The sequence below is a fragment of the Candidatus Tisiphia endosymbiont of Melanophora roralis genome (assembly GCF_964026575.1).
Taxonomy (GTDB): Bacteria; Pseudomonadota; Alphaproteobacteria; order Rickettsiales; family Rickettsiaceae; genus Tisiphia.
In genome coordinates this window covers 328,037-347,454 of record NZ_OZ032161.1, presented here as the reverse complement: position 1 = coordinate 347,454, position 19,418 = coordinate 328,037, and the positions used below count along the sequence as shown (strand labels likewise).

Annotated in this window: 17 protein-coding genes and 1 tRNA gene; 5 read left to right on the top strand and 13 right to left on the bottom strand. The window is 32.2% G+C overall.

Features of this window, described 5'->3' with window-relative positions; translation table 11 throughout:
- The first annotated feature begins 2 nt into the window (after window positions 1-2).
- Window positions 3-1,556: a protein translocase subunit SecD gene (gene secD / locus AAGD53_RS01675; RefSeq protein WP_341763038.1), complete on the top strand. Its 1,554-nt coding sequence runs from the start codon at window positions 3-5 to the stop codon at window positions 1,554-1,556.
- 21 nt (window positions 1,557-1,577) lie between these two features.
- Window positions 1,578-3,041 carry a hypothetical protein gene (locus AAGD53_RS01670; RefSeq protein WP_341763037.1) on the top strand — a complete coding sequence of 488 codons (1,464 nt, stop codon included), beginning with the start codon at window positions 1,578-1,580 and terminating at the stop codon, window positions 3,039-3,041.
- Window positions 3,042-4,129: 1,088 nt separating this feature from the next.
- Here AAGD53_RS01670 and AAGD53_RS01665 read toward each other — a convergent pair.
- From AAGD53_RS01665 to AAGD53_RS01635, 7 genes are all read right to left on the bottom strand, one after another.
- Window positions 4,130-4,206: transfer RNA gene (locus AAGD53_RS01665), tRNA-Arg, on the bottom strand.
- A gap of 1,614 nt (window positions 4,207-5,820) precedes the next feature.
- A complete protein-coding gene (locus tag AAGD53_RS01660; RefSeq protein ID WP_341763036.1) occupies window positions 5,821-6,219 on the bottom strand; it encodes a type II toxin-antitoxin system VapC family toxin in 399 nt (132 codons plus the stop codon).
- Window positions 6,216-6,485, bottom strand: coding sequence for an AbrB/MazE/SpoVT family DNA-binding domain-containing protein (locus AAGD53_RS01655; RefSeq protein ID WP_341763035.1), 270 nt, complete (start codon window positions 6,483-6,485; stop codon window positions 6,216-6,218). Before AAGD53_RS01655 ends, AAGD53_RS01660 begins: the two co-directional genes overlap by 4 nt.
- 213 nt (window positions 6,486-6,698) lie before the next feature.
- Complete coding sequence (locus tag AAGD53_RS01650; protein ID WP_341763034.1) at window positions 6,699-7,115, bottom strand: type II toxin-antitoxin system VapC family toxin; 417 nt, start codon at window positions 7,113-7,115, stop codon at window positions 6,699-6,701.
- Window positions 7,108-7,341 (bottom strand): type II toxin-antitoxin system Phd/YefM family antitoxin, encoded by a 234-nt coding sequence (locus AAGD53_RS01645; protein ID WP_341757355.1) that lies wholly within the window; start codon window positions 7,339-7,341, stop codon window positions 7,108-7,110. The genes AAGD53_RS01650 and AAGD53_RS01645 overlap by 8 nt, the downstream gene beginning before the upstream one ends.
- Window positions 7,342-8,311: 970 nt before the next feature.
- Window positions 8,312-9,658, bottom strand: coding sequence for an IS110 family transposase (locus AAGD53_RS01640; RefSeq protein ID WP_341762534.1), 1,347 nt, complete (start codon window positions 9,656-9,658; stop codon window positions 8,312-8,314).
- 264 nt (window positions 9,659-9,922) lie between these two features.
- Window positions 9,923-10,582, bottom strand: a complete 660-nt coding sequence (locus AAGD53_RS01635; protein ID WP_341763033.1) for a DUF2608 domain-containing protein — start codon at window positions 10,580-10,582, stop codon at window positions 9,923-9,925.
- A 149-nt stretch (window positions 10,583-10,731) separates the two neighbouring features.
- Between AAGD53_RS01635 and AAGD53_RS01630 the strand changes: the two genes are divergently transcribed.
- Complete coding sequence (locus AAGD53_RS01630; protein WP_341763032.1) at window positions 10,732-12,984, top strand: tetratricopeptide repeat protein; 2,253 nt, start codon at window positions 10,732-10,734, stop codon at window positions 12,982-12,984.
- Between the two features lie 192 nt (window positions 12,985-13,176).
- Here AAGD53_RS01630 and AAGD53_RS01625 read toward each other — a convergent pair whose 3' ends face one another.
- From AAGD53_RS01625 to AAGD53_RS01615, 3 genes are all read right to left on the bottom strand, one after another.
- Complete coding sequence (locus tag AAGD53_RS01625; RefSeq protein WP_341763031.1) at window positions 13,177-13,731, bottom strand: helix-turn-helix domain-containing protein; 555 nt, start codon at window positions 13,729-13,731, stop codon at window positions 13,177-13,179.
- A 113-nt stretch (window positions 13,732-13,844) separates the two neighbouring features.
- Window positions 13,845-14,507: an IS630 family transposase gene (locus tag AAGD53_RS01620; RefSeq protein ID WP_341762806.1), complete on the bottom strand. Its 663-nt coding sequence runs from the start codon at window positions 14,505-14,507 to the stop codon at window positions 13,845-13,847.
- 54 nt (window positions 14,508-14,561) lie between these two features.
- Window positions 14,562-14,885 carry a helix-turn-helix domain-containing protein gene (locus AAGD53_RS01615; protein WP_341756103.1) on the bottom strand — a complete coding sequence of 108 codons (324 nt, stop codon included), beginning with the start codon at window positions 14,883-14,885 and terminating at the stop codon, window positions 14,562-14,564.
- A gap of 68 nt (window positions 14,886-14,953) precedes the next feature.
- Between AAGD53_RS01615 and AAGD53_RS01610 the strand changes: the two genes are divergently transcribed.
- Together AAGD53_RS01610 and AAGD53_RS01605 are read left to right on the top strand one after the other, a co-directional pair.
- Window positions 14,954-15,355, top strand: coding sequence for a PH domain-containing protein (locus AAGD53_RS01610; RefSeq protein WP_341763030.1), 402 nt, complete (start codon window positions 14,954-14,956; stop codon window positions 15,353-15,355).
- 34 nt (window positions 15,356-15,389) lie between these two features.
- Window positions 15,390-16,445, top strand: coding sequence for a YhcG family protein (locus AAGD53_RS01605; protein WP_341763029.1), 1,056 nt, complete (start codon window positions 15,390-15,392; stop codon window positions 16,443-16,445).
- 254 nt (window positions 16,446-16,699) lie between these two features.
- On the opposite strand, the gene AAGD53_RS01600 is transcribed toward AAGD53_RS01605, so the two are convergent.
- The 3 genes from AAGD53_RS01600 to AAGD53_RS01590 form a co-directional block, all read right to left on the bottom strand.
- Window positions 16,700-17,359, bottom strand: a complete 660-nt coding sequence (locus AAGD53_RS01600; protein ID WP_341763382.1) for a 7-carboxy-7-deazaguanine synthase QueE — start codon at window positions 17,357-17,359, stop codon at window positions 16,700-16,702.
- Between the two features lie 165 nt (window positions 17,360-17,524).
- On the bottom strand, window positions 17,525-18,361 hold the full coding sequence (gene mreC, locus AAGD53_RS01595) for a rod shape-determining protein MreC (protein ID WP_341763028.1): 837 nt from the start codon (window positions 18,359-18,361) through the stop codon (window positions 17,525-17,527).
- A 3-nt stretch (window positions 18,362-18,364) separates the two neighbouring features.
- Window positions 18,365-19,405 carry a rod shape-determining protein gene (locus AAGD53_RS01590; protein WP_341751642.1) on the bottom strand — a complete coding sequence of 347 codons (1,041 nt, stop codon included), beginning with the start codon at window positions 19,403-19,405 and terminating at the stop codon, window positions 18,365-18,367.
- Between the last annotated feature and the right edge of the window lie 13 nt (window positions 19,406-19,418).

Sequence of the window (19,418 nt, the reverse complement as noted above, 5' to 3'; positions counted from 1 at the left end):
CTGTGTATAATATTCCTAAATGGAAAATATTCCTTTCTATTTTATGTACAATAGCAGCCTTTATTTGTGCTTTACCTAATTTTACAACTATAGATTCTAAAATACTGCCAAACCATAAGGTGAATCTTGGTCTTGATTTGAGAGGTGGTGCTCATCTATTGCTAGATGTAGATTTTGATAGTTACTTAAATGATGTAATGGACAGTTTAGCTGACCATTTACGAAAATATTTACGGGAAGATAAAATAGGTTATAAAAATCTTGTTGTTAAGAACAAGGCGGTGCAGTTTGAATTGAGAAACCTAGAAGATTATAAACAGGTCAAAAAGATCTTAGGTAAAGTCGACCGAGAAATTACTGTGGAAAATGATAATACTAATATTAAGCTTAGCTATAGTGATTCAAAGCTTGCTGAATTAAGGTATCAAGTTATTGCCCAATCAATTGAAATAATCAGAATGAGAGTGGATAGCACCGGCACAACAGAACCTAACATACAAAGGCAAGGTGATAAACATATATTACTGCAAGTACCAGGTGAGGAAAATCCACAACAACTCAAAAATATTCTTGGCAAAACTGCAAAACTAACCTTTCATTTAGTAGATGAAACTGCCAACATACAACAAGCATTAAATGGACATTTACCCTTTGGTTCAATTTTAGTGAAAGGGGAAAATGAAAATAAGCAAGAATATTACGTAGTTGTTAAGAAAAAAGCTATTGTTAGTGGTGACCAGCTAACAACTGCCCAAGCTTCTTTCAATCAAAATTCCCAACCTGCTGTTGCTTTTTCTTTTAATAATCTTGGTAGTAAATTATTTGCAGAAATAACCAAGAATAATTCTGGCAAGAGGCTTGCTATCGTGCTTGATAACAAATTATTAAGTGCACCAGTAATTAATGAACCAATTCTTGGAGGAAGCGGTATAATTTCAGGTAATTTTACTGTTGAATCAGCAAATGAATTAGCGTTATTACTTAGAGCTGGTTCGCTGCCAGCCCCTTTAAAAATAATAGAGGAAAGAACCGTAGGACCAAATCTTGGAGCAGATTCAATAGAGGCAGGCAAGAAAGCAGGTATGATTGGTTTTGTTAGTGTGGTAATATTCATGGTTTGGTCTTACGGAATTCTTGGCATTTTTGCCAATATAGCATTAAGCCTAGCTTTACTTTATATTTTAGCGTTATTGTCACTTTTTCAAGCTACATTAACTCTGCCAGGAATTGCTGGTATAATCCTAACGATTGGTATGGCAGTTGATGCCAATGTACTCATTTATGAAAGGATAAGGGAAGAACTTAAAAAAGGTGCATCTAATCTATATGCCATAAGGATGGGATTTGAATCAGCTTTTGCTACAATCCTTGATTCAAATATTACAACTTTGATTGCAGCATTTTTACTTTTTATATTTGGAGCTGGAGGTATAAAAGGTTTCGCAGTAACACTAACTATTGGTATAATATCATCTATGTTCTCTGCGATTATTATTACTAAGTTGTTGATTGATACTTGGATTAAGTATCAAAAGCCCAAAAATCTAGGGTTATAATTAAACGAAGAAAATTATATTATGCTTCAAGCCTTAAAAAGAATGCTACTATCTGTAACAGTTGCCCTAACTACCAGCGTAACATACGGGGATTATAAACATTCATCAGAACTTTCAGGATTCGAATTAGCTGCTAGCAAATTAGGTTTTACCTCACCAACCCAGCAAGAAGCTTTGTTAAAGATTTTTTATCTAGCTGGATATTTTGAACCACAAAAATTATGGCACGATCTAGTATGTTTTGACAAGACTAATGCAGACAAAATATTTCGTTTGATTCAGGGCAGTTTGGCTAAAGCTGGTGCTAATCAAAACGCTCCTAGTAAATTCAATGCTAAATCATTGCGTAAAAATTTATTTAAATCTATTAATGAGATAAATGTACGAAATATTGAAGATTGGTTACTATTTGTTGCTCAGGATGCGTTTGATCTTAATCTTGGTCAGGAACGGAATGAACTGACTACTAAAGATTGGATGACTAAATATAAGTCTCAATATATTGTAGATGCTAGACAATTGGGACTTATTAATGAAATAAAACCTCACTATCAAGAATATGATGAAGTTTGGATTGCCGGGGCAGCTAGAATTAGGTTATTGACACGTATAATCTATTATAATAAATTAACAGAACAAATTAAAGTTAACGGATTAGTACTAGTATTAACAGGAGCAAGACCCTTATGGGCTAATCTCGATGGCATTAACCCCAAAACATACACTGAATTGCTAGAAGCATGGCAAGGAAAGGCAGATATTAATAGATTGGATACTGTACAATTAGTTGGAAATGATTCAGCTTGTATTGAGGAAGGTGAAAGATATATCGAGTCTCTTGCTAAAGATTACGGTATTAAGTTAAATAAAGCTCAGCCATTTATTCAATATAAAACACAAGAAGAATGTCCATTAGGTCTTTTTCCTAGAAGATTCTATCCTAATTATGCAAGCAGCAATGAGAGAAAACTCACAGAAGACCTGATGAGTAGTGACCTAGTAAACAAGTTCCTTAATAAGGATCAAGTTAAACGTACTGAAATAATCAATACTAAAGTAGGCAAGAATAACGAAAGACCTGATACAGCCACTACTGCTCATGATGCAGCAGTTAATTTTGCTGAAAGAATTTTAAGTAGAAAATTTGGTAGACAAAAAGACTTTGTTATTTTATTTGTCAGTAATAATCCTCATATTGAACGCCAAACAATTGTTACTCAAAGAGAAGTTGATAAAGTATTACAACAATATGGATTAGATAAACAGGGTTATCATATTAAAATTGCAGGGATAGGTGCTAGTGCCGTACTGGATATTCCAGTTATTCATTCTGAACTGAGTAAGTTGATAACGGCAAAATGGATAAATAAAAATCTACTAAGCACTAATAAATTTGGGCATTCTATTGATCAATTAATGTTCCAAACTCGTAAATGCCCTGATCCTAAATCAATACCTCCAATACCAAAAATTAAAGAAATATAATATAGGACTAATTGAAGGCATAATTGGATATTTGATTAATTGGGAGTGCCTACGAATTGAATAATTTTTCAGTAAAAAATAGATATCTTTGGCAAACTCGCCTATGCTGAGGAATTTAAAGAAGCCACAAAACCTTGACACGCAGTGGACGATGATGTACGTGAGGAGCAAAGTACCGGTAGCACGAATAAATTACCAGCAGAAGTAGAGTTTGCCAAAGACATCTAATGTAGCTGAGTACTGCAAACAGTACGCAAATATATGTGAGGAACGGAAGCAAATTTTGACGACAAAATTACTAAAAAGAATCAATTACAGGCATGCCCTAGTGGATGATTGTAGAACCCGAACCGAAGTAAGAAATGTGATAAACCAGCATTCTTATCGTGCATTTGTATAGATGTATCAATTTAATTAATCTTTAGGAGGATATTGCCTGAATAATTTTAGAGTTTAGATTGCAATATGCTTTTGACTCCTTTTGAAAAAAAATTATTGACTCTAATGTGACTAGAATCCTAACCTAGTCACACTAAAAGCTAATTAAGATAAGGTTTTTGAAGAAGATAAGTCAACTATTAGTACTGGAAAAGCTCCGTCAATAATGTCATTATTGAGGACAATAAGCAATACTCCATTTAGAGCCTGAATTACTCAAGGAAGTAATATCTTGTATAAAAAGCTCAACCAGTATCGAACAAGATTATAATAAGAGTCGTATATCTGAGTTACAATCTGAACACACAAAGATGAAAACTCGTATGGATAAACTAACAGATTTATTTTTAGAAGGAGATTTAACAAAAGAAATATATGAAGAAAAGCGTCAGCAATTAACTGAAAAACGAGAGGATATTGCCAACTAAATAGCAAGCCACGACAATGCCGATGATAAATTTTCATAATGCTTGGTTAACCTAGTAGAACTGGCTTCTGGAGCGTTAGAAACATTTAAAGGTTCGAATATTGAGAAAAAACGCAAATTGTTAAATCTTGTATTTTCGAACCTAGAGCTGAATGGCTGTAAGCTAGATTATACCTTGCGTCCACCGTTTGACGCATTCGTAAAATGCACTAAAATCGAAGAATGGCGCACCCTAGAGGATTCGAACCTCTGACCTACGGATTAGAAATCCGTTGCTCTATCCAGCTGAGCTAAGGGTGCGTATACTCAAATGATTTGGAGAATTGGGACAATAAACAAGGGATGAGCGAACGCAAGCAGTACATAAAATACGTGAGTACGCGAAATCCCTGCAAGTATTTGCAAAAGCCAATTCTTCAAAGCAGAAGAGTATATATATATACTTCTATGATTTCAAGAGTTAATAGACGATAGTATAACTTCAAGAAGAGCTAGGCAGTAGCAAAGTCGAGCGGCGTAGCGTACATGAGTAACGGGGCAGCTGAAATCTTTAGGTCGCGAGACCTTAATTCTTGAAGTTCTACCTGAGTATATACAAAGATGTTTATTTTATATCAGCTAAGGTGATCTTTTTCAAGTGCAAAAAATAATAACTTTTCTTCTAATATAACTGGTTCTTGTATCTAATAGTCAACTTCATCGTTATTTTTATTCTCTAGGTTCTTATATCTTTAAATTATGATATAAGAACCTAGCATATTACAAACATTCCGTAAGTGGTACAATTTACGGAATGTTTTTAAAGAAGAAATTTATTCATTTTTATACTGATTATCTTTCAAAATAGAATTAACATGGTATCATGGTATAATTTAGTATTAGGTCTATCATTAGTTGGAATTAAATTATTAATTCTATTTTGAAAGATAATCAGTATTAGCTCAAATTTCATACTTACAGTAAAAAGTTTCTTTTACAGAATATTAGAAATTATGACATTGATTATCACAGATATACAGGTGAGATTTCTAAAATTGTATTTTTTATTTTATGGAAAGATTTTATAAGAAATGAAAGAAAATCACCTCTGTAGCCCTTTTATTACCTCACCTGTAGCCTTATGCTAAATTTTTGCAGAAATGTTTACAGTTCCCTTATACTTTTTTCTGGGTAATAATTTTTCATAAGCGTCTATTAAATTGTTTAACGCTAGTCGATTTGGTTCATAGTTGTTAGATATATACCATTTCTTTTCACTTCTTTACTCCATTAAATTTAAACACGGATACACGATTTTCAGAGTAGAACTCAATGAATTAACTTCATAAGTAAATTTTTTCCCTGGATTATTGAATGTAAAAGTTCGTGGAATAATTTGCATGATTTCTAGAGAGTTTGCAATATTATTGTAACTGTAGATGCAACTTTCACCGCACACTGCTCAAGCCCTAAGTAAAGCAACATTGTCACCCAACAGTCCTATACCTAATAATTTAGTCTCCGAAGAATTATTAATAGTAGTTATTCTTCTAGTTTTACTCGTACTTTCCCTGTGTTTAAAATATTCTTTAAATTTTGGATCATACGGATGGGCTTTACTCTTGATTTTGATATGCCTTCTTATGGGAGTTTCACTAGCTCGATAGAGATAGGGGTCTAGTGGAAGCAATGGCATTCGGTTAAGAAGAATAGTATGATATATTATACCTAAAATAATGGGGTCAATCGTACGTGCTAGACAAAAGTTACGACCTAGAATATCCTATCCTCGTACCTCCAGCCTAGGGATAAATGGTCAACTTATCGTAATTTGAGAGAAGTAAAAGCTTAACCGAATGCCATTGTTACGCTTAGAACCCCATTTACTGGGTCATTATTGTGCACTTTTTGACATATGCTGGCTTACTCGAGCAGCTAACGTATAATAACGATCTTACAATCTAAATTCAACTTAGACCATATTCTATCAGCACTATATACTGTGTAACCTGTCTGTAGGGCAAGTGCAAGACATGCTCTATCCCCAAGAGATAAGCCCAAAGCTTTTGTTTGTCTAACAATATTTGCACTTATTAGAGCTAGCTGCGTATCAAATGGAATAATTATTTCAATTAGACTTTGAATAATATTGGATACTTCTTCTTCACTAAGGCTACGCCTTTCAATTAAAAATTTAGCTACTTCTGCAATATTCACACTACTCATAACTGATTTAGGTAAAATAGATGCCACAGTTTCACCTCCCTTTTCTTCAGAAAGCAGTGCTATTAAAGCTGAAGCGTCGAGAATTACATACTGATCACTTTTATTCATTTTGCTCCAAACTTTAAATTTTCGTTGTTTGCTTCAATACGTCTTGAGTCTAAAAATTCATCTACTGCAGAATTGGAGCTGGTATTATATTTTTTAAATAAGCTTTGTGCTGCCTTTATTTCTTTATTTATACCGACAATATGCAATTCATCATCAATTACTCTAATTACAAACGTGTCACCATATTTATAATTCAAAGAATTTCTAATAGTAGAAGGTATCAATATCCTGCCGTGTTTATCCATTTGAGAATGTTCTATTTTCATGACATTATTAACTTATATATTAGGTATATTTATAATAATAGATAATAAAATAAAGTCTATTATTAAGTCATGACATATAAAATAATTTTGGCATATCCTGAAAATTTACCATTCCAAAAACACAAGGTTTTAGGTGTCCCAATATTATCCCATCTTTTGCACTATCACAGAATAAATTAAAATTATGGTGATTAGGTAATTTGCAGAAATTGGCTAGGTTGACAACGATTTAATATGCCCTAAATTAGCCCAAGTAAGAATTTTTTGGTCTCTGGTAAGTAACGTAGCCCCATAACATTTTACTGTAGCCACAATAATTCTATCAGCTGGATCGCCATGAAACTCATCCATAAGAGAAATACTTTCTGCAGCAATTTCTGGGGAGATATCTTTGATAGATAATCCGTTAATATTAGCTATAGATTCTAGGAAGTCTTTTATAGGTTCATAGATGTTAATACGTTTTTTTAATTTAAGCATAGCAATTTCCCATAGAGAAATTGAACTTAGAAATAATTGCGAGTTTTCTTGAGCTAAATTTATTTGTTGTTTAACATCTTCTGATAATTCTTCAGGTTGTAACAACGCCCATAGTAAAACATGGGTATCGAGTACTATAGGATTATTCATGTTCTACGTTCCATTTTTCGTCAATTGGCTCTAATATATCAGCCTTTATCTCAGCTTTATTTTTAAGCATTCCAAATAATGAAACTTTTTTGGTATCAATTGGTAATACTTTAGCTATTGCTTTCTCTCTTTTAGTAATTATAACTGATTGTCCATTAACTTGTAGTTTTTCAATTATTTCAAGACAATGAGACTTAAATTGGCTAATAGCTATTTTAGTAGACATTCTTTTAACTTATAATAAATATATAATTTATAGTATAATTAGTTAAATGTAATAGTCAAATATATTTATAATATTTCTTATAGGTTAATTTAGTCAACATTTGATTATATTAACTTAGTAGTTATAATAGTAGTTAAGATTTATCTATCTAACTATCAGAAAAATGACCGTTTTTTTGGCTTGGCAAAACCAACTTTAAAGTGAACAAAAAACCACAAGAAAACTAGTTGGCTCAGCGTAACGGAACGTGCGAAAAGCGAAATCCAACGCCTGTATCCATAATACCAATAAGCTTTTTAGGAGAGCGTGTTTTTTTTGCGACCCTTCTTTAATTTAAAGCCTTATTTCTCTGTAACCCTAATAATCTTCAGCGTTACATAAATTGATATCCTTATTTTATTTAGCAAAAAACTAGCTCTAAATTTAATATTTTTTACAGCAGAAAGTAACGTTTTTATTTTGGTGATTGACACACTATGTATTTTAGCCTAGTTTGTCAATGGATTGCTAGGTATTACCTAGGTTTTATTTGATAAAAAGTAGCCACTCTAGTAATTCTGAGAACTTTTTTACTAAAATTTATGCCGGTATGCTTAACAAAACTGATGTTCGAGGCTTTTAAAACTTGATCTATGAAACAATATTGTACTAAAATTGAATTAATAGATAGTTGGTCATTATCCTCATACTGATTATCTTTCAAAATAGAATTAACATGGTATCATGGTATAATTTAGTATTAGGTCTATCATTAGTTGGAATTAAATTATTAATTCTATTTTGAAAGATAATCAGTATCAGGAGAAATTCGTTGTTTAGAAAAGAAGGATAACAAGTTAGTATATGCCCTTAAAATGAAATATTTTGATTTGCAAGGTTACTTGCCGGATAGAATGGCAGATATACCTTTCGTTGCAATAGATTATGTTGCTTCACAACTCTTAACAAACTGATTCCAATGACTGCTCTCTTAACAAACTGATTCCAATGACTGCTCTATTTTAACCACACTAAACCCTAGTCGTGTTGCCTGTTTTTGCAGATTTTTTACCATTGTTTCTTGGTATTGTTTTTCGTACGTTTCAATTCCCTGTTCGACGTAGTCTTGACCATATTTTAATAATCGATAAAACATACATGCCAACTTCCTTGCTGTTGCTGTAATAGCTTTTGGTGTACCAGCTCTACTTTTTATCCTTCTGTAAAATCCTGCTAGTGCTGATTTACCTCTACCTAGATTAAGAGCTGCCATCCTGAATGCCATACTTGCTTTATTTTCTACCTTTTTTGTTCTCGTATCAAATACTTTACCACCGGTAATTTTATTAGCAGGACTTAAGCCAAGCCAAGATGTAAAATGTTTCTCTGTACTCCATTTGTCCATATCTAACCCCACTTCCGATACTATCGTTTGTACACTTAGCTCACTTAGCCCTGGAATTGCAGTAAAATCTGCTCCTGCTGCGTTATATAGTGATTGTTGTAAATCAAACTTTGGAGAATTTTTGTTCTTGCGTTGCTTATTTGTTACATCACCATCACCACGTTTATCAAACTCTTTGTAACAGCTTTCTATTGCTTCGTCACACTCCTTGATTTGTTTTAGGTAAAATTCATAAATATCTAATTCTTGCTTTAATACTACAAGATGCTCTTTGCGATAATCTCCCTCCAAAGCTTTGATAATAGTCTTTTTATCACTTTTTATACGACTATCCCTAAATGTGACTAATTTATTTGCATCCCTTTCACCAGCAATAATTGCTTTTATTATACTCATTCCTGTAACACCTGTTATATCACTAATCACATGATGTAATTGGATATTCATTTCATTCAGTGCTTTCTGCATACGGTTTACATGGGTTGCAGCATTCTTTGTTAATCTGTCTCTTTGTCTAGTAAGAGTTCTTAATTCACATATCTGATCTTTTGGACGAAATGAACCACTTAACAATCCATAGCTATGAAGTTGTTGTAACCACTGACAATCAGCTACATCTGTTTTACGTCCAGGTACGTTTTTCACATGCCTAGCATTCACCAATATAACTTCAAAGCCAGTAGTCTCTAAAATCTGAAATACAGGTATCCAATATATCCCTGTTGATTCCATAGCTATCGTCTTAACTCCACATTTTTTTAACCAATCTGCCATTTCTCTTAAATCACTGGTAAAAGCAGCAAATTTTCGTACATTCTTTTCATCCCTATCAGCTGGTACACAAACATAATGTTCTCTAGAACCAATATCAATACCTGCCGCATCAGGATTAATTACAGATAGTTTCTGTTTATCATTCTTTTTATTTGTCATATCATCTCCTACACTAAGAATTAGACCGAGCTAATTTTAAGTTGGAGTATTGAATGAAAAAATTAATCTCTTAAACGAGGTCTCTTACGTATCATAAACACATAATGCCATCAATGATATTACCAACAACTCCAAAACCATGCTATCTTACGGGCTGCCTTAAAGCTGCACCATTGTGGTGGTCGGTTATAGCTCTTTACCAACTCGGCTAACTGTAACTTTAACACACAATAATCGCAAACACTATACCTTGTTGTTGATGGCTTACCACCAAAGTTTGTTTATGTTTTTACAAATGTGCAGCAGTTTGTTTGGTGCTATCTTGCTATAGGCAGTATGTTGTTGATCAAGGTATGCCTTGAGAACTAATCCCTTTTCATATCCTCTTGCAAAAATAACTCCCTCAATGGCTTTTGGCTGGGGTCTTTTTTGTTTATCAATTTTTATTTGACCATGATATCTTTTATCAAACAATAATCCTTTATCTTTAAGCATATCAACACGATCTTGTTCCTGATCAAAATATGGATTATTTGGTCCCATTGATGTTAAGGCAATAACGTCATAACCATTGAACTTTAGAAACCAAAAGTATTTCATTAAGCTTGGTTCAATTAGCTTATATTCCATCTGAGCAGCAATAAGTGCATATATATTTTTTCTCTGAGCTAGACCTTGTGATTTTTCAATGTCATCAAGAAATTTATGACGTACTTCACGATTATTATGGCTTAAATAGCTGTCCTTAGGACAAAGAATAACTCCATCAATATCAAATACAATTAGCGTATCTTTACCTTTTATTGTATCATTTTTAATTTGATCAACTAAATTATCAAAAGAATGTAGTTTTATTCTTTCAATACTTGCAAATGCTTCTATTACGATAAATTGCAAAATTAGAATTATTAAAATTTTTCTCATAAAAATTCTCTATTCATATTTTTAATGATGATTATTATTAATATTCAAACTTAAGTTGAGTTATTTTTGCTTATTCTTTATAATTATTCGTAATAATATGTTTTATACGTACCGTTAGGGCATAATTTATTTTTCAACAGTTTCATTATATGAAAAATTTTCTAATATCAATCATATTATTAATCATTAATACTAGAACTTTTGCTCAAGAACAAGTATCTAATTTAATCACTCCAGTTAGTTATTTTGTCAATCATGAGCAACAACTTAGAATTCTTGATGAATATTTAAATAAATATAGACAAGCAAGTATAGTGGGTACTAGCGGTATAGGTAAAACTCAACTGATTAGGATGTATGGTTATGAGAATAAAAATAATTATGATCTTATTTGGTTTTTTGATTGTAACCTTGATTTTGATGAACAATTTGTGAAATTAGCCAAACAACTCAATATGGTTAAACGAACTAATATATCTGAAGAAGTTACTTTAACAAAAAAAGAAATAATATCATATTTAACTACTACTACTAAATGGTTATTGGTGTTTGATAATTTAAAAGTTAATGAAAATAAAAAAGTACAAGATTTAATCGATTGGGAACATAATGGTCATGTAGTGTTTTGCTCGCAAGATAATGAAAAGTTACATAACATTATAGCCATGCCACTACTCGATCACCCTACTATTGTAGCTTTAGCTAATAACTTATTAGACAATAAAAATAACAATAATATCGAATTTTTAACACAATCTTTTAGTGGTTATCCAATATTGATAGTGCAAGGAACTCAATTACTTAACAAAATTAAAGGTCTAGATAAAGAAGAATATAAAAAGAAAATTTATCAATCAACTGATAAAATAGCAACGAATATTAGTATGGCTGTTCAACAATTACCCTTTAGTGCAGCAAAGTTACTTAATAAAATAGCTTTACTAAATAACCAAGCTTTTTCAAAACAGCTGCTTACCATCATTACTGATAATAAAGATACCCTTGATGATGATATATATCAATTATCCAAGTTTATGCTAATTAGTAATATTAATGCTAGCGAGAATAACCCTATTTTTGAAATGCATGACATAGTCAGCAATAAAATAATGGAACTAAATGGCAATAATAATAAAATATATTTAGAAAATATTATTGCTAAGCTACCTAAGGCGAAAGGAACTCACTCAGGATATTTGTGGAGAAGTGCTCAAACTGTACTAGAAAACCTAGAAATTATTCTCACAAATTCTGAGAAATATAATATTAACATATATGCAATACTTACCTTAAGAAGTGAATTATTGTCTCTATATATAAACATTTACAATAATAATAAAGCACAACAAATGGTTGATTGGTTTAGTTGGAAAGATAAAAACAAAAAATTTAAATTGTGGCAAATGTCTGAATATCAAAAATTTTATTACGCTAGATATTTAGGAGCAATAGGAGTGTATAATAAAATAATATTAAGAAATTTTGAAACAGCAATTTCTTATCTTATTAAATCATTAAAGATTTTAGGTAAACTTGATGATGATGAATCTAGTTATTCTCTCAAATTTAATTTTATATCTCATATATCTGGATCTTATATGTTTTTAGGAGAGATAAAACTTGCTGAAGAATTTCTTAAAAAGATAGAAAAATTAGTAAAACAAAGAACAATACAAGAAGCTGATCTATCTATAATATATTCTTTAAAAAGTGCATTATTTAATATGCAAGGCAAATATAAGGAAGCTTTAGAGGGTGAAGATAAAATTATCGAACTATTTATAAAAAATGGATCGCATATTAATGACCCATACTTTACTGGAGCTTATATGCCTAGAACAAAGATATTGAATTCCCTTGGTAGATATCAAGAAGCTTATGCTCAAGCTCAACAGTTATATTATATACATAAGCCCATAAAGAATGAAGATAATGAAATATTTGCAGATATTTATACAGAAATGGCAAGAAGTGAATTAGGTTTAGGTAAAATAGATAAAGCTTCTGAATACATTAATAAAGCTATTCCCATATTTTTAGCAGATGAAAACAACAATCCGGAAAAAACAAATTATTCTAAAAATCCTAGCTTAGCAGCTAGTTATGTAGTACAAGGTGATAGTTTGTTTGCTCAAGATCAGCTTAAGCAAGCTATAGAATCTTATAAAAAAGCGTTTGTTATATATCATTATTTATATGGAGATAGAAGTAAAAATGTTGCTCAAGTAAGTGAATTATATAACAAAGGGGCAAAAGCCGCCTGTAAATCAAAAGATATATATAATTATAAATTTTTTGGTAAACCGCAAATTAAGAAGTTTGGCATACACCACCCTAATACAATTGATATGTTTGAATATTGCAAACAATATAACATGGATTTGTGGGCCAAAAATCATTAAGGGGATCTAAGCTGTATGATTTATATAGGCCTAGGACTAAGGATCAGGTTTTAAACAACTTACTAAGGATGGGTTGCTATTTTTAGCCTTACCCCAATTATGATTGTAAAGTTATATCTTATTTCCTGTAACTTCACTAAATGTTTAGTTTTAGGGTATGATGGTTAGTAATATGTATTAAAAAAGCAATTGCTATAAATTATTCATATCAGGATCACTATTAGAGCTTTGTTCAGAAGATTTACCATTATCAGTATTTTTAGTAGGCACAATTCTACCAACCATTTCATCTAGTGATACTTGGAAATAATCGGCTAGAGCTATGGTAATTGCATTACCTAAGGTTTTTTGAGAAGAGTTGTCTTTTATCAAATCAGAAATAATATGCTCATTAAATCCAAGATATCTAGCTAATTTATAGAAATTTAAATTTAGTTTTTTTAGTTTTGCAGTAAGAAAATTTTTTAGATTAATACTGATGCTTTCTGAATCACTCATTTGAAATTTACAATTTCCTATGTTTAAAGAAGAGTTCATATTTCTGCCAACAACTTCATCCATAGAACATTCAAAGTAGTTTGCAATAGTGATAATAGTTTTGAGTGTAGGACGATAATATCCAGCTTTATTAATATTACCTAATGTTGAAGAATGGAGACCACTATCTCTTACAAAGTCTTTTCTTTTTAAATTTTTATCTTTAAGTTTTATTTTTAAAAAGTTTTTTATGTTTTCAGGAACATTCATATACAATAAATTCCGGTGAATTCTCAGTAAGAGCAAAGAAATATGTAAATCAATATGGGAGCGAATAATATATGGAACAAATTAAGCTTATATTAGATTTTAGGTATACTCAATTAACCTGAAGAGTTGCAGAAATGGTTAACGGTAATAGTTTGGAAATTATCGTTTATTAAGGTACGTAACCTATCTTTATAATCGGCGATGTTGCTGAAAAATTTGTTTATTGCTTCCGAAAATTGTTCAAAATTATGATAAAATTTATTATTAGTTGTAATACTGTGCATAAACTTCCATAATCTCTCAATTGGGTTAAGATTTGGACTATATGGTGGCAAAAATACTAGCTCTATTTTACTATTTACTAGGTATCCTTTAACTTTCTTGGATTTGTGGTAACTAGCATTGTCACAGATTAAATATATTCTTTCCTTGTCACTATTCTCCTCTTCCAATCTCTGTAGAAAATTAACTATCTGCTCCCCATTTATTTTGGGGTTCTCTGTCCTTACTAACTGTAAATCAGCTAGATTAATAGCACCAATCATGTGCTTTCTTCTCCAGCCACTGAATGTTGGTAAGGTCTTATCTTGCTTCTTTCTTATCCAACCGCACCTTGCCCTTGCTTGATACTGAGGATGAACACCATCCATAAAATATATGGCTTCCTTATCTCTGAGATTCCCTTTTAGTAAACTGTAGTTTAACTTAAATAATTCTTGCTTGTCAAAATCCAGCTTAGCCGGTACTATTTTCGCCTTCTTGTAAACAAAACCCAATTTGTATAGTAATTTTGTTACTCCCGTTATCGTATATGTTACCCCATATTTGTTCTAAATGTGATGCATGATATCTTTAGCATAAACATAATTATTTGCTTCTAGGTGACTCGCTAATTCTTCCCTCTCACCATCACTTAATTTGCTTGTGCTACCTCCATTGTTGGTATCAAGCTTATTGGCTTTTTGATAATCAACAATATGTTTTCTTATCGATTCGTGGCTCAAGAGTAGTACCTTAGCAATCTCTACATTACTATACCCATCGTCATACATCAAAACTGCCTTAATACGATCACGTATGCGTCCGTCTCGTTCTGTCTTATGACGTTCCTTCAACTTTTCTCTTTGTTCTTCTGTCAATACATTCTTACTCATAATCTCCTAAACTCTGCAATATCTCTCCTATCTTTGCAACCCTTCATTTACGAGCAGTATATTATGGTATGTATGGAATACTAATTTGTATTCCTTATATGTGTATTCTTAAAATTTTATATATATCAGATGTCAATACACTTATCTTCACTTTATTAATTCTAGTACCTTTTATATTATTTGGAGCTATAGCGTTAGAATATCATTGTACAGATTTTTTAATTGGGGCAGATAAAGTTTCATATATTAATAGTTTTATTAATTATACAAGGGTAGATATTAAGTACGAAGATATAAAAGAACTAAGTTTAACATGTGGTGTCTTACAACGTATTTTTGGATTGGGTACTGTTTCAATGATTAGTAACGCAACTATGAATCAAGTTGGTGTAACATTTTATAGTCTAAAAAATCCCCATAGAGTTTACGAGCTGATTCAAGCAAGAATAGCTGAGCATAAAAAGTCATAATTAAAATAACCATATGCAAGGATAGGAAAAATAAATGAACCAAATAATAACGAATGACCATAATTCTTTGATAGAGGATATAAAATTTCTGATTATTCAAGCCAAAAGCCGAGTAGTAAGAGTAGCAAACTCTGAGATGACTATGGTATATTGGCACATAGGTAAGAGAATTAAGGAAGAAATCTTAAAAGATCAAAGAGCAGAGTATGGACACTCGATCGTACAAACACTAGCACAGCATCTTTCAGTCGACTATGGAAAAGGGTTTACTTATACTGGAATAACTAGGATGATTAAGTTTTATGATTCTTTTGAAAATTATCAAATTGTTGCGACACTGTCGCAACAATTGAGCTGGAGTCATATAATAGAGTTATTACCGTTGAAAGAACAAAACCAAAGAGAATTCTACGCATATATGTGTATTCAAGATGGTTGGAGTGTACGGCAACTTCGCACTAGTATCCATAAAATGACTTATGAAAGAAGCGAGTTATCCAAGCAATCTGAAAAACATAGTGGACAAATCTTGTCGTTATTAAAATCAAATAATGAATTAGTTCCAGAGTTAGTGTTAAAAGACCCATACATATTAGAATTTTTAAATTTGCCGGATGCACCTTATGAAAGTGATCTAGAAAGTGCTATTTTGCAGCAAATTGAACAATTTATTTTAGAGCTTGGTACAGGATTTTCATTTGTTGCACGTCAGAAACGAATGACCATAGATAATGAGCATTTTTACTTAGACTTACTTATGTATAATCGGAAACTCAAAAGGTTAGTAGCGATTGAACTCAAAAACGGCAAATTTAAGGCAGAATATAAAGGGCAAATGGAGCTTTATATAAATTGGCTTAGGAAATATGAGACATTTGAAGGAGAAAACCCACCAATTGGTATTATTCTTTGCACTGAAAAATCACATGCTCAAATTGAGCTTTTGGATGTATCAGCAAGTGGCATACATGTAGCAGAATATTGGACTGAATTGCCACCTATTAAGGTCTTTGAGAAAAAAATTCAGGAAATAGTTCTACAAGCAAAAAATCGATATGACCAAAAAGCAGTAGAAATAAAAAAGCATTAGTAAATATGAATGTTATTAATCAAGAGGAAGCGTATCTCAACTTTATGCCCATAAACTCCGTATGTTTGAACCTAACTATTCTACTTAGTTGGTTATCAGCTGTTATATTCTTGGCTGCTACTTCTGCTGGTAATTTATTCGTGCTACCGGTACTCTGCTCCTCACGTACATCATCGTCCGCTGCGGGTTAAGATTCCGTGGCTTCTTTAAATTCTTCAGCATAAACGAGTTTGCCAAAGATATCTAATATATAATCACTCAATACCCAAAATCTTATGAGTTTGTAAGGAAAGGCGATGACCATACTTAATGGCCAAATCAATAGCTAACCGTTCATTTTCTTTATTTAGCAACAGATTATTTTGATCCATAGGCTGAATAAATACTGGTATATTATACTTGCTTTGTCCTACTTCTGGTATGTTAGAGTATTTGGGGATATTTTTAGCCACCAAAAATTTTAGGGCATTAATATGAGATAGTAAGTCATCTCTCAATAGTGCATAACCATTTTTCCCAGCTTTTGGTGAACAAACTATATGGACTTTATCTGGAAGATTACGATATAATGTGCCATTAGTTTCAATTTGCACCATATAGTCCAAATCTACTAATTTATAGCACAATAATTCTATAGGTTGACGAAAAGGCTCACCACCAGTTATAACCACTAATTTGATATTAATCGCAAGTTTTTCAACTTCTTCGATAATATTGTTAATGGTTAACATATTAAAATCTTCAAAGTCTGTATCACAGAAATTACAAGCAAGATTGCATCCACCAAGCCTAATAAAAACAGCAGGCATACCTATAAAAGGACCTTCTCCCTGAATAGTCTTAAAAATACTCTTAATTTCTAGACTAGTTCCATCATTAAATATGGCTGGTCTTTTAGGATTTTGTCCAAACATAATATACTCAGGTAGAATAAGGTCGTTGTGTCTAAAGATTTCAGCTGCTCCGTTACTCATGTACGCCTAGCTACTCGACTTTGCTACTGCCTAGCTCTTCTTGAAATTGACCTCTTCGTCTATCAACTCTTGAAATCATAGCAGTATAAAAGCCGATTATTAGATTCATTGAGGAAGCAATATACTAACAAACTCAGTTTTTGATAAGTCAACTACAGGCTTTACAAGAACCTTTTCTGCATTTGCTTTTTTTACGTAACCTACCGTTATGCCGTAAGGATAAATATTACCATAACCAGATGTTATAACTTTTTCGCCTTTTTGGACAAGATGAGTTTTTGGTAAATAGAGTATTTTGCTACCATTACCATAACCGCTCATGATGCCTTTTTCTTTTGAAGATACGGTAGTGATCGGGATTCGAGAGTTTACGTCATTAACTAAAATTATTTTAGAGTAATTGTTGCTTACTTGTATTACTCGCCCAACTAATCCTTCACTGTTGGTAACTATCTGATCAACTTCTACACCATGTCTCACTCCAGCTGACACTAAAGCAGTTTTACTGAAAGGGTTTAATGAAACACTTAGTAATTTAGCACTGACATAGTTATATTGTTCTTCTTCTACAACTGATAGTAGTTTTTTTAGTTCTTTATTCTCAGATTGGATCAAATATATATTACTATGTAACTTTCTTAGTCTTGCCACTTCTAATTGTAGTTCGATATTTTCTCTTGCTAAGTCTCGTAAATAAATAAAATTTTGGGTTATTAAATTAATTTGCTTAAATATGTTTTCATGAATTAGCAATCCACCAAAAATAACATGTCCAACGACTTCAAGAGAAATAGAAGAAAATCTTTTTGGAGCAGCAATAAATAAGTAAAGTGAGGCGATAACAAAAAATAAAACGAAAACACGTCTCAAAGTAACAAGTATAAATCTAGCAAACTCTACTATTTTACTAGAACGCTTTATTCTGTTTGCAAGTAATGCCATTGGTTAATCTTGTTTAAATAACACATGCTTAAATTTTTGAAAATCTTCTAGTACTTTTCCCGTACCAAGAGCTACGCATGATAGTGCTTGATCAGCAATAATTACCGGCAGTTTAGTTGCTTCTTTTAGGACATGATCTAAGTTTCGGAGTAATGCCCCACCACCAGTCATAACAATTCCCGTATCTACAATATCGGATGAAAGCTCTGGAGGAGTGCATTCCAACGCCACTTTTACTGCTTCTACAATTTGACTAATTGGTTCAATTAGACTGTCAGCAATTTGTCTTTCGTTTAGTAGCATCTCTTTAGGGATACCATGGATTAAATCCCGTCCTTTAATTTCCATTACTCTTGGTTCTAAACTATCATCTACGTAAGCAGCCCCAATCTGCTTTTTGATTTTTTCTGCTGTAGCTTCACCGATTAGTAAATTATAATGCCTTCTAATATAAGAAATAATAGACTCATCCATTTTATCGCCACCTACCCGTACTGACCTAGCATACACAATACCACCTAATGATAGGACTGCTACTTCTGTTGTTCCTCCGCCTACATCAACAATCATTGAACCAGTTGCTTCTGTTACTGGTAAGCCAGCACCAATTGCTGCTGCCATAGGTTCTTCTATAAGGTATACATCTCTACCTCCTGCACTCTCTGCTGCTTCTTGAATAGCTCTACGCTCAACTGGTGTAGAACCTGAGGGTACACAAATTATAATCATTGGACCAGTAAATGATCTACGATTATGTACTGTTCTGATGAAATATTTTATCATTTCTTCAGCTCCCTTAAAGTCGGCTATAACACCATCTTTTAGTGGTCTTTTTGCTTCAATGTCTGTTGGGGTACGTCCTAACATATTTTTTGCTTCCTGACCAAATGCGTATGGCTTAAATGCTCCGTCCACTTTAATCAATGCAACTACAGAAGGTTCGTTAAGTACGATTCCTTTGCCTTTGACATACACTAAAGTATTAGCCGTACCAAGATCTATGGCCATATCACATACAAATTTCCTGAAAAAGTTTGTTAACATTTTTATTTCTCCA

Excerpts from the sequence above, each read along its gene's own strand:
- AAGD53_RS01670 (WP_341763037.1), top strand. The coding sequence starts at position 1,578 with ATGCTTCAAGCCTTAAAAAGAATGCTACTATCTGTAACAGTTGCCCTA.
- AAGD53_RS01660 (WP_341763036.1), bottom strand. The coding sequence starts at position 6,219 with ATGAATAAAAGTGATCAGTATGTAATTCTCGACGCTTCAGCTTTAATA.
- AAGD53_RS01655 (WP_341763035.1), bottom strand. The coding sequence starts at position 6,485 with ATGAAAATAGAACATTCTCAAATGGATAAACACGGCAGGATATTGATA.
- AAGD53_RS01650 (WP_341763034.1), bottom strand. The coding sequence starts at position 7,115 with ATGAATAATCCTATAGTACTCGATACCCATGTTTTACTATGGGCGTTG.
- AAGD53_RS01645 (WP_341757355.1), bottom strand. The coding sequence starts at position 7,341 with ATGTCTACTAAAATAGCTATTAGCCAATTTAAGTCTCATTGTCTTGAA.
- AAGD53_RS01640 (WP_341762534.1), bottom strand. The coding sequence starts at position 9,658 with ATGACAAATAAAAAGAATGATAAACAGAAACTATCTGTAATTAATCCT.
- AAGD53_RS01635 (WP_341763033.1), bottom strand. The coding sequence starts at position 10,582 with ATGAGAAAAATTTTAATAATTCTAATTTTGCAATTTATCGTAATAGAA.
- AAGD53_RS01630 (WP_341763032.1), top strand. The coding sequence starts at position 10,732 with ATGAAAAATTTTCTAATATCAATCATATTATTAATCATTAATACTAGA.
- AAGD53_RS01625 (WP_341763031.1), bottom strand. The coding sequence starts at position 13,731 with ATGAATGTTCCTGAAAACATAAAAAACTTTTTAAAAATAAAACTTAAA.
- AAGD53_RS01615 (WP_341756103.1), bottom strand. The coding sequence starts at position 14,885 with ATGAGTAAGAATGTATTGACAGAAGAACAAAGAGAAAAGTTGAAGGAA.
- AAGD53_RS01610 (WP_341763030.1), top strand. The coding sequence starts at position 14,954 with ATGTATGGAATACTAATTTGTATTCCTTATATGTGTATTCTTAAAATT.
- AAGD53_RS01605 (WP_341763029.1), top strand. The coding sequence starts at position 15,390 with ATGAACCAAATAATAACGAATGACCATAATTCTTTGATAGAGGATATA.
- AAGD53_RS01600 (WP_341763382.1), bottom strand. The coding sequence starts at position 17,359 with ATGTTTGGACAAAATCCTAAAAGACCAGCCATATTTAATGATGGAACT.
- mreC (WP_341763028.1), bottom strand. The coding sequence starts at position 18,361 with ATGGCATTACTTGCAAACAGAATAAAGCGTTCTAGTAAAATAGTAGAG.
- AAGD53_RS01590 (WP_341751642.1), bottom strand. The coding sequence starts at position 19,405 with ATGTTAACAAACTTTTTCAGGAAATTTGTATGTGATATGGCCATAGAT.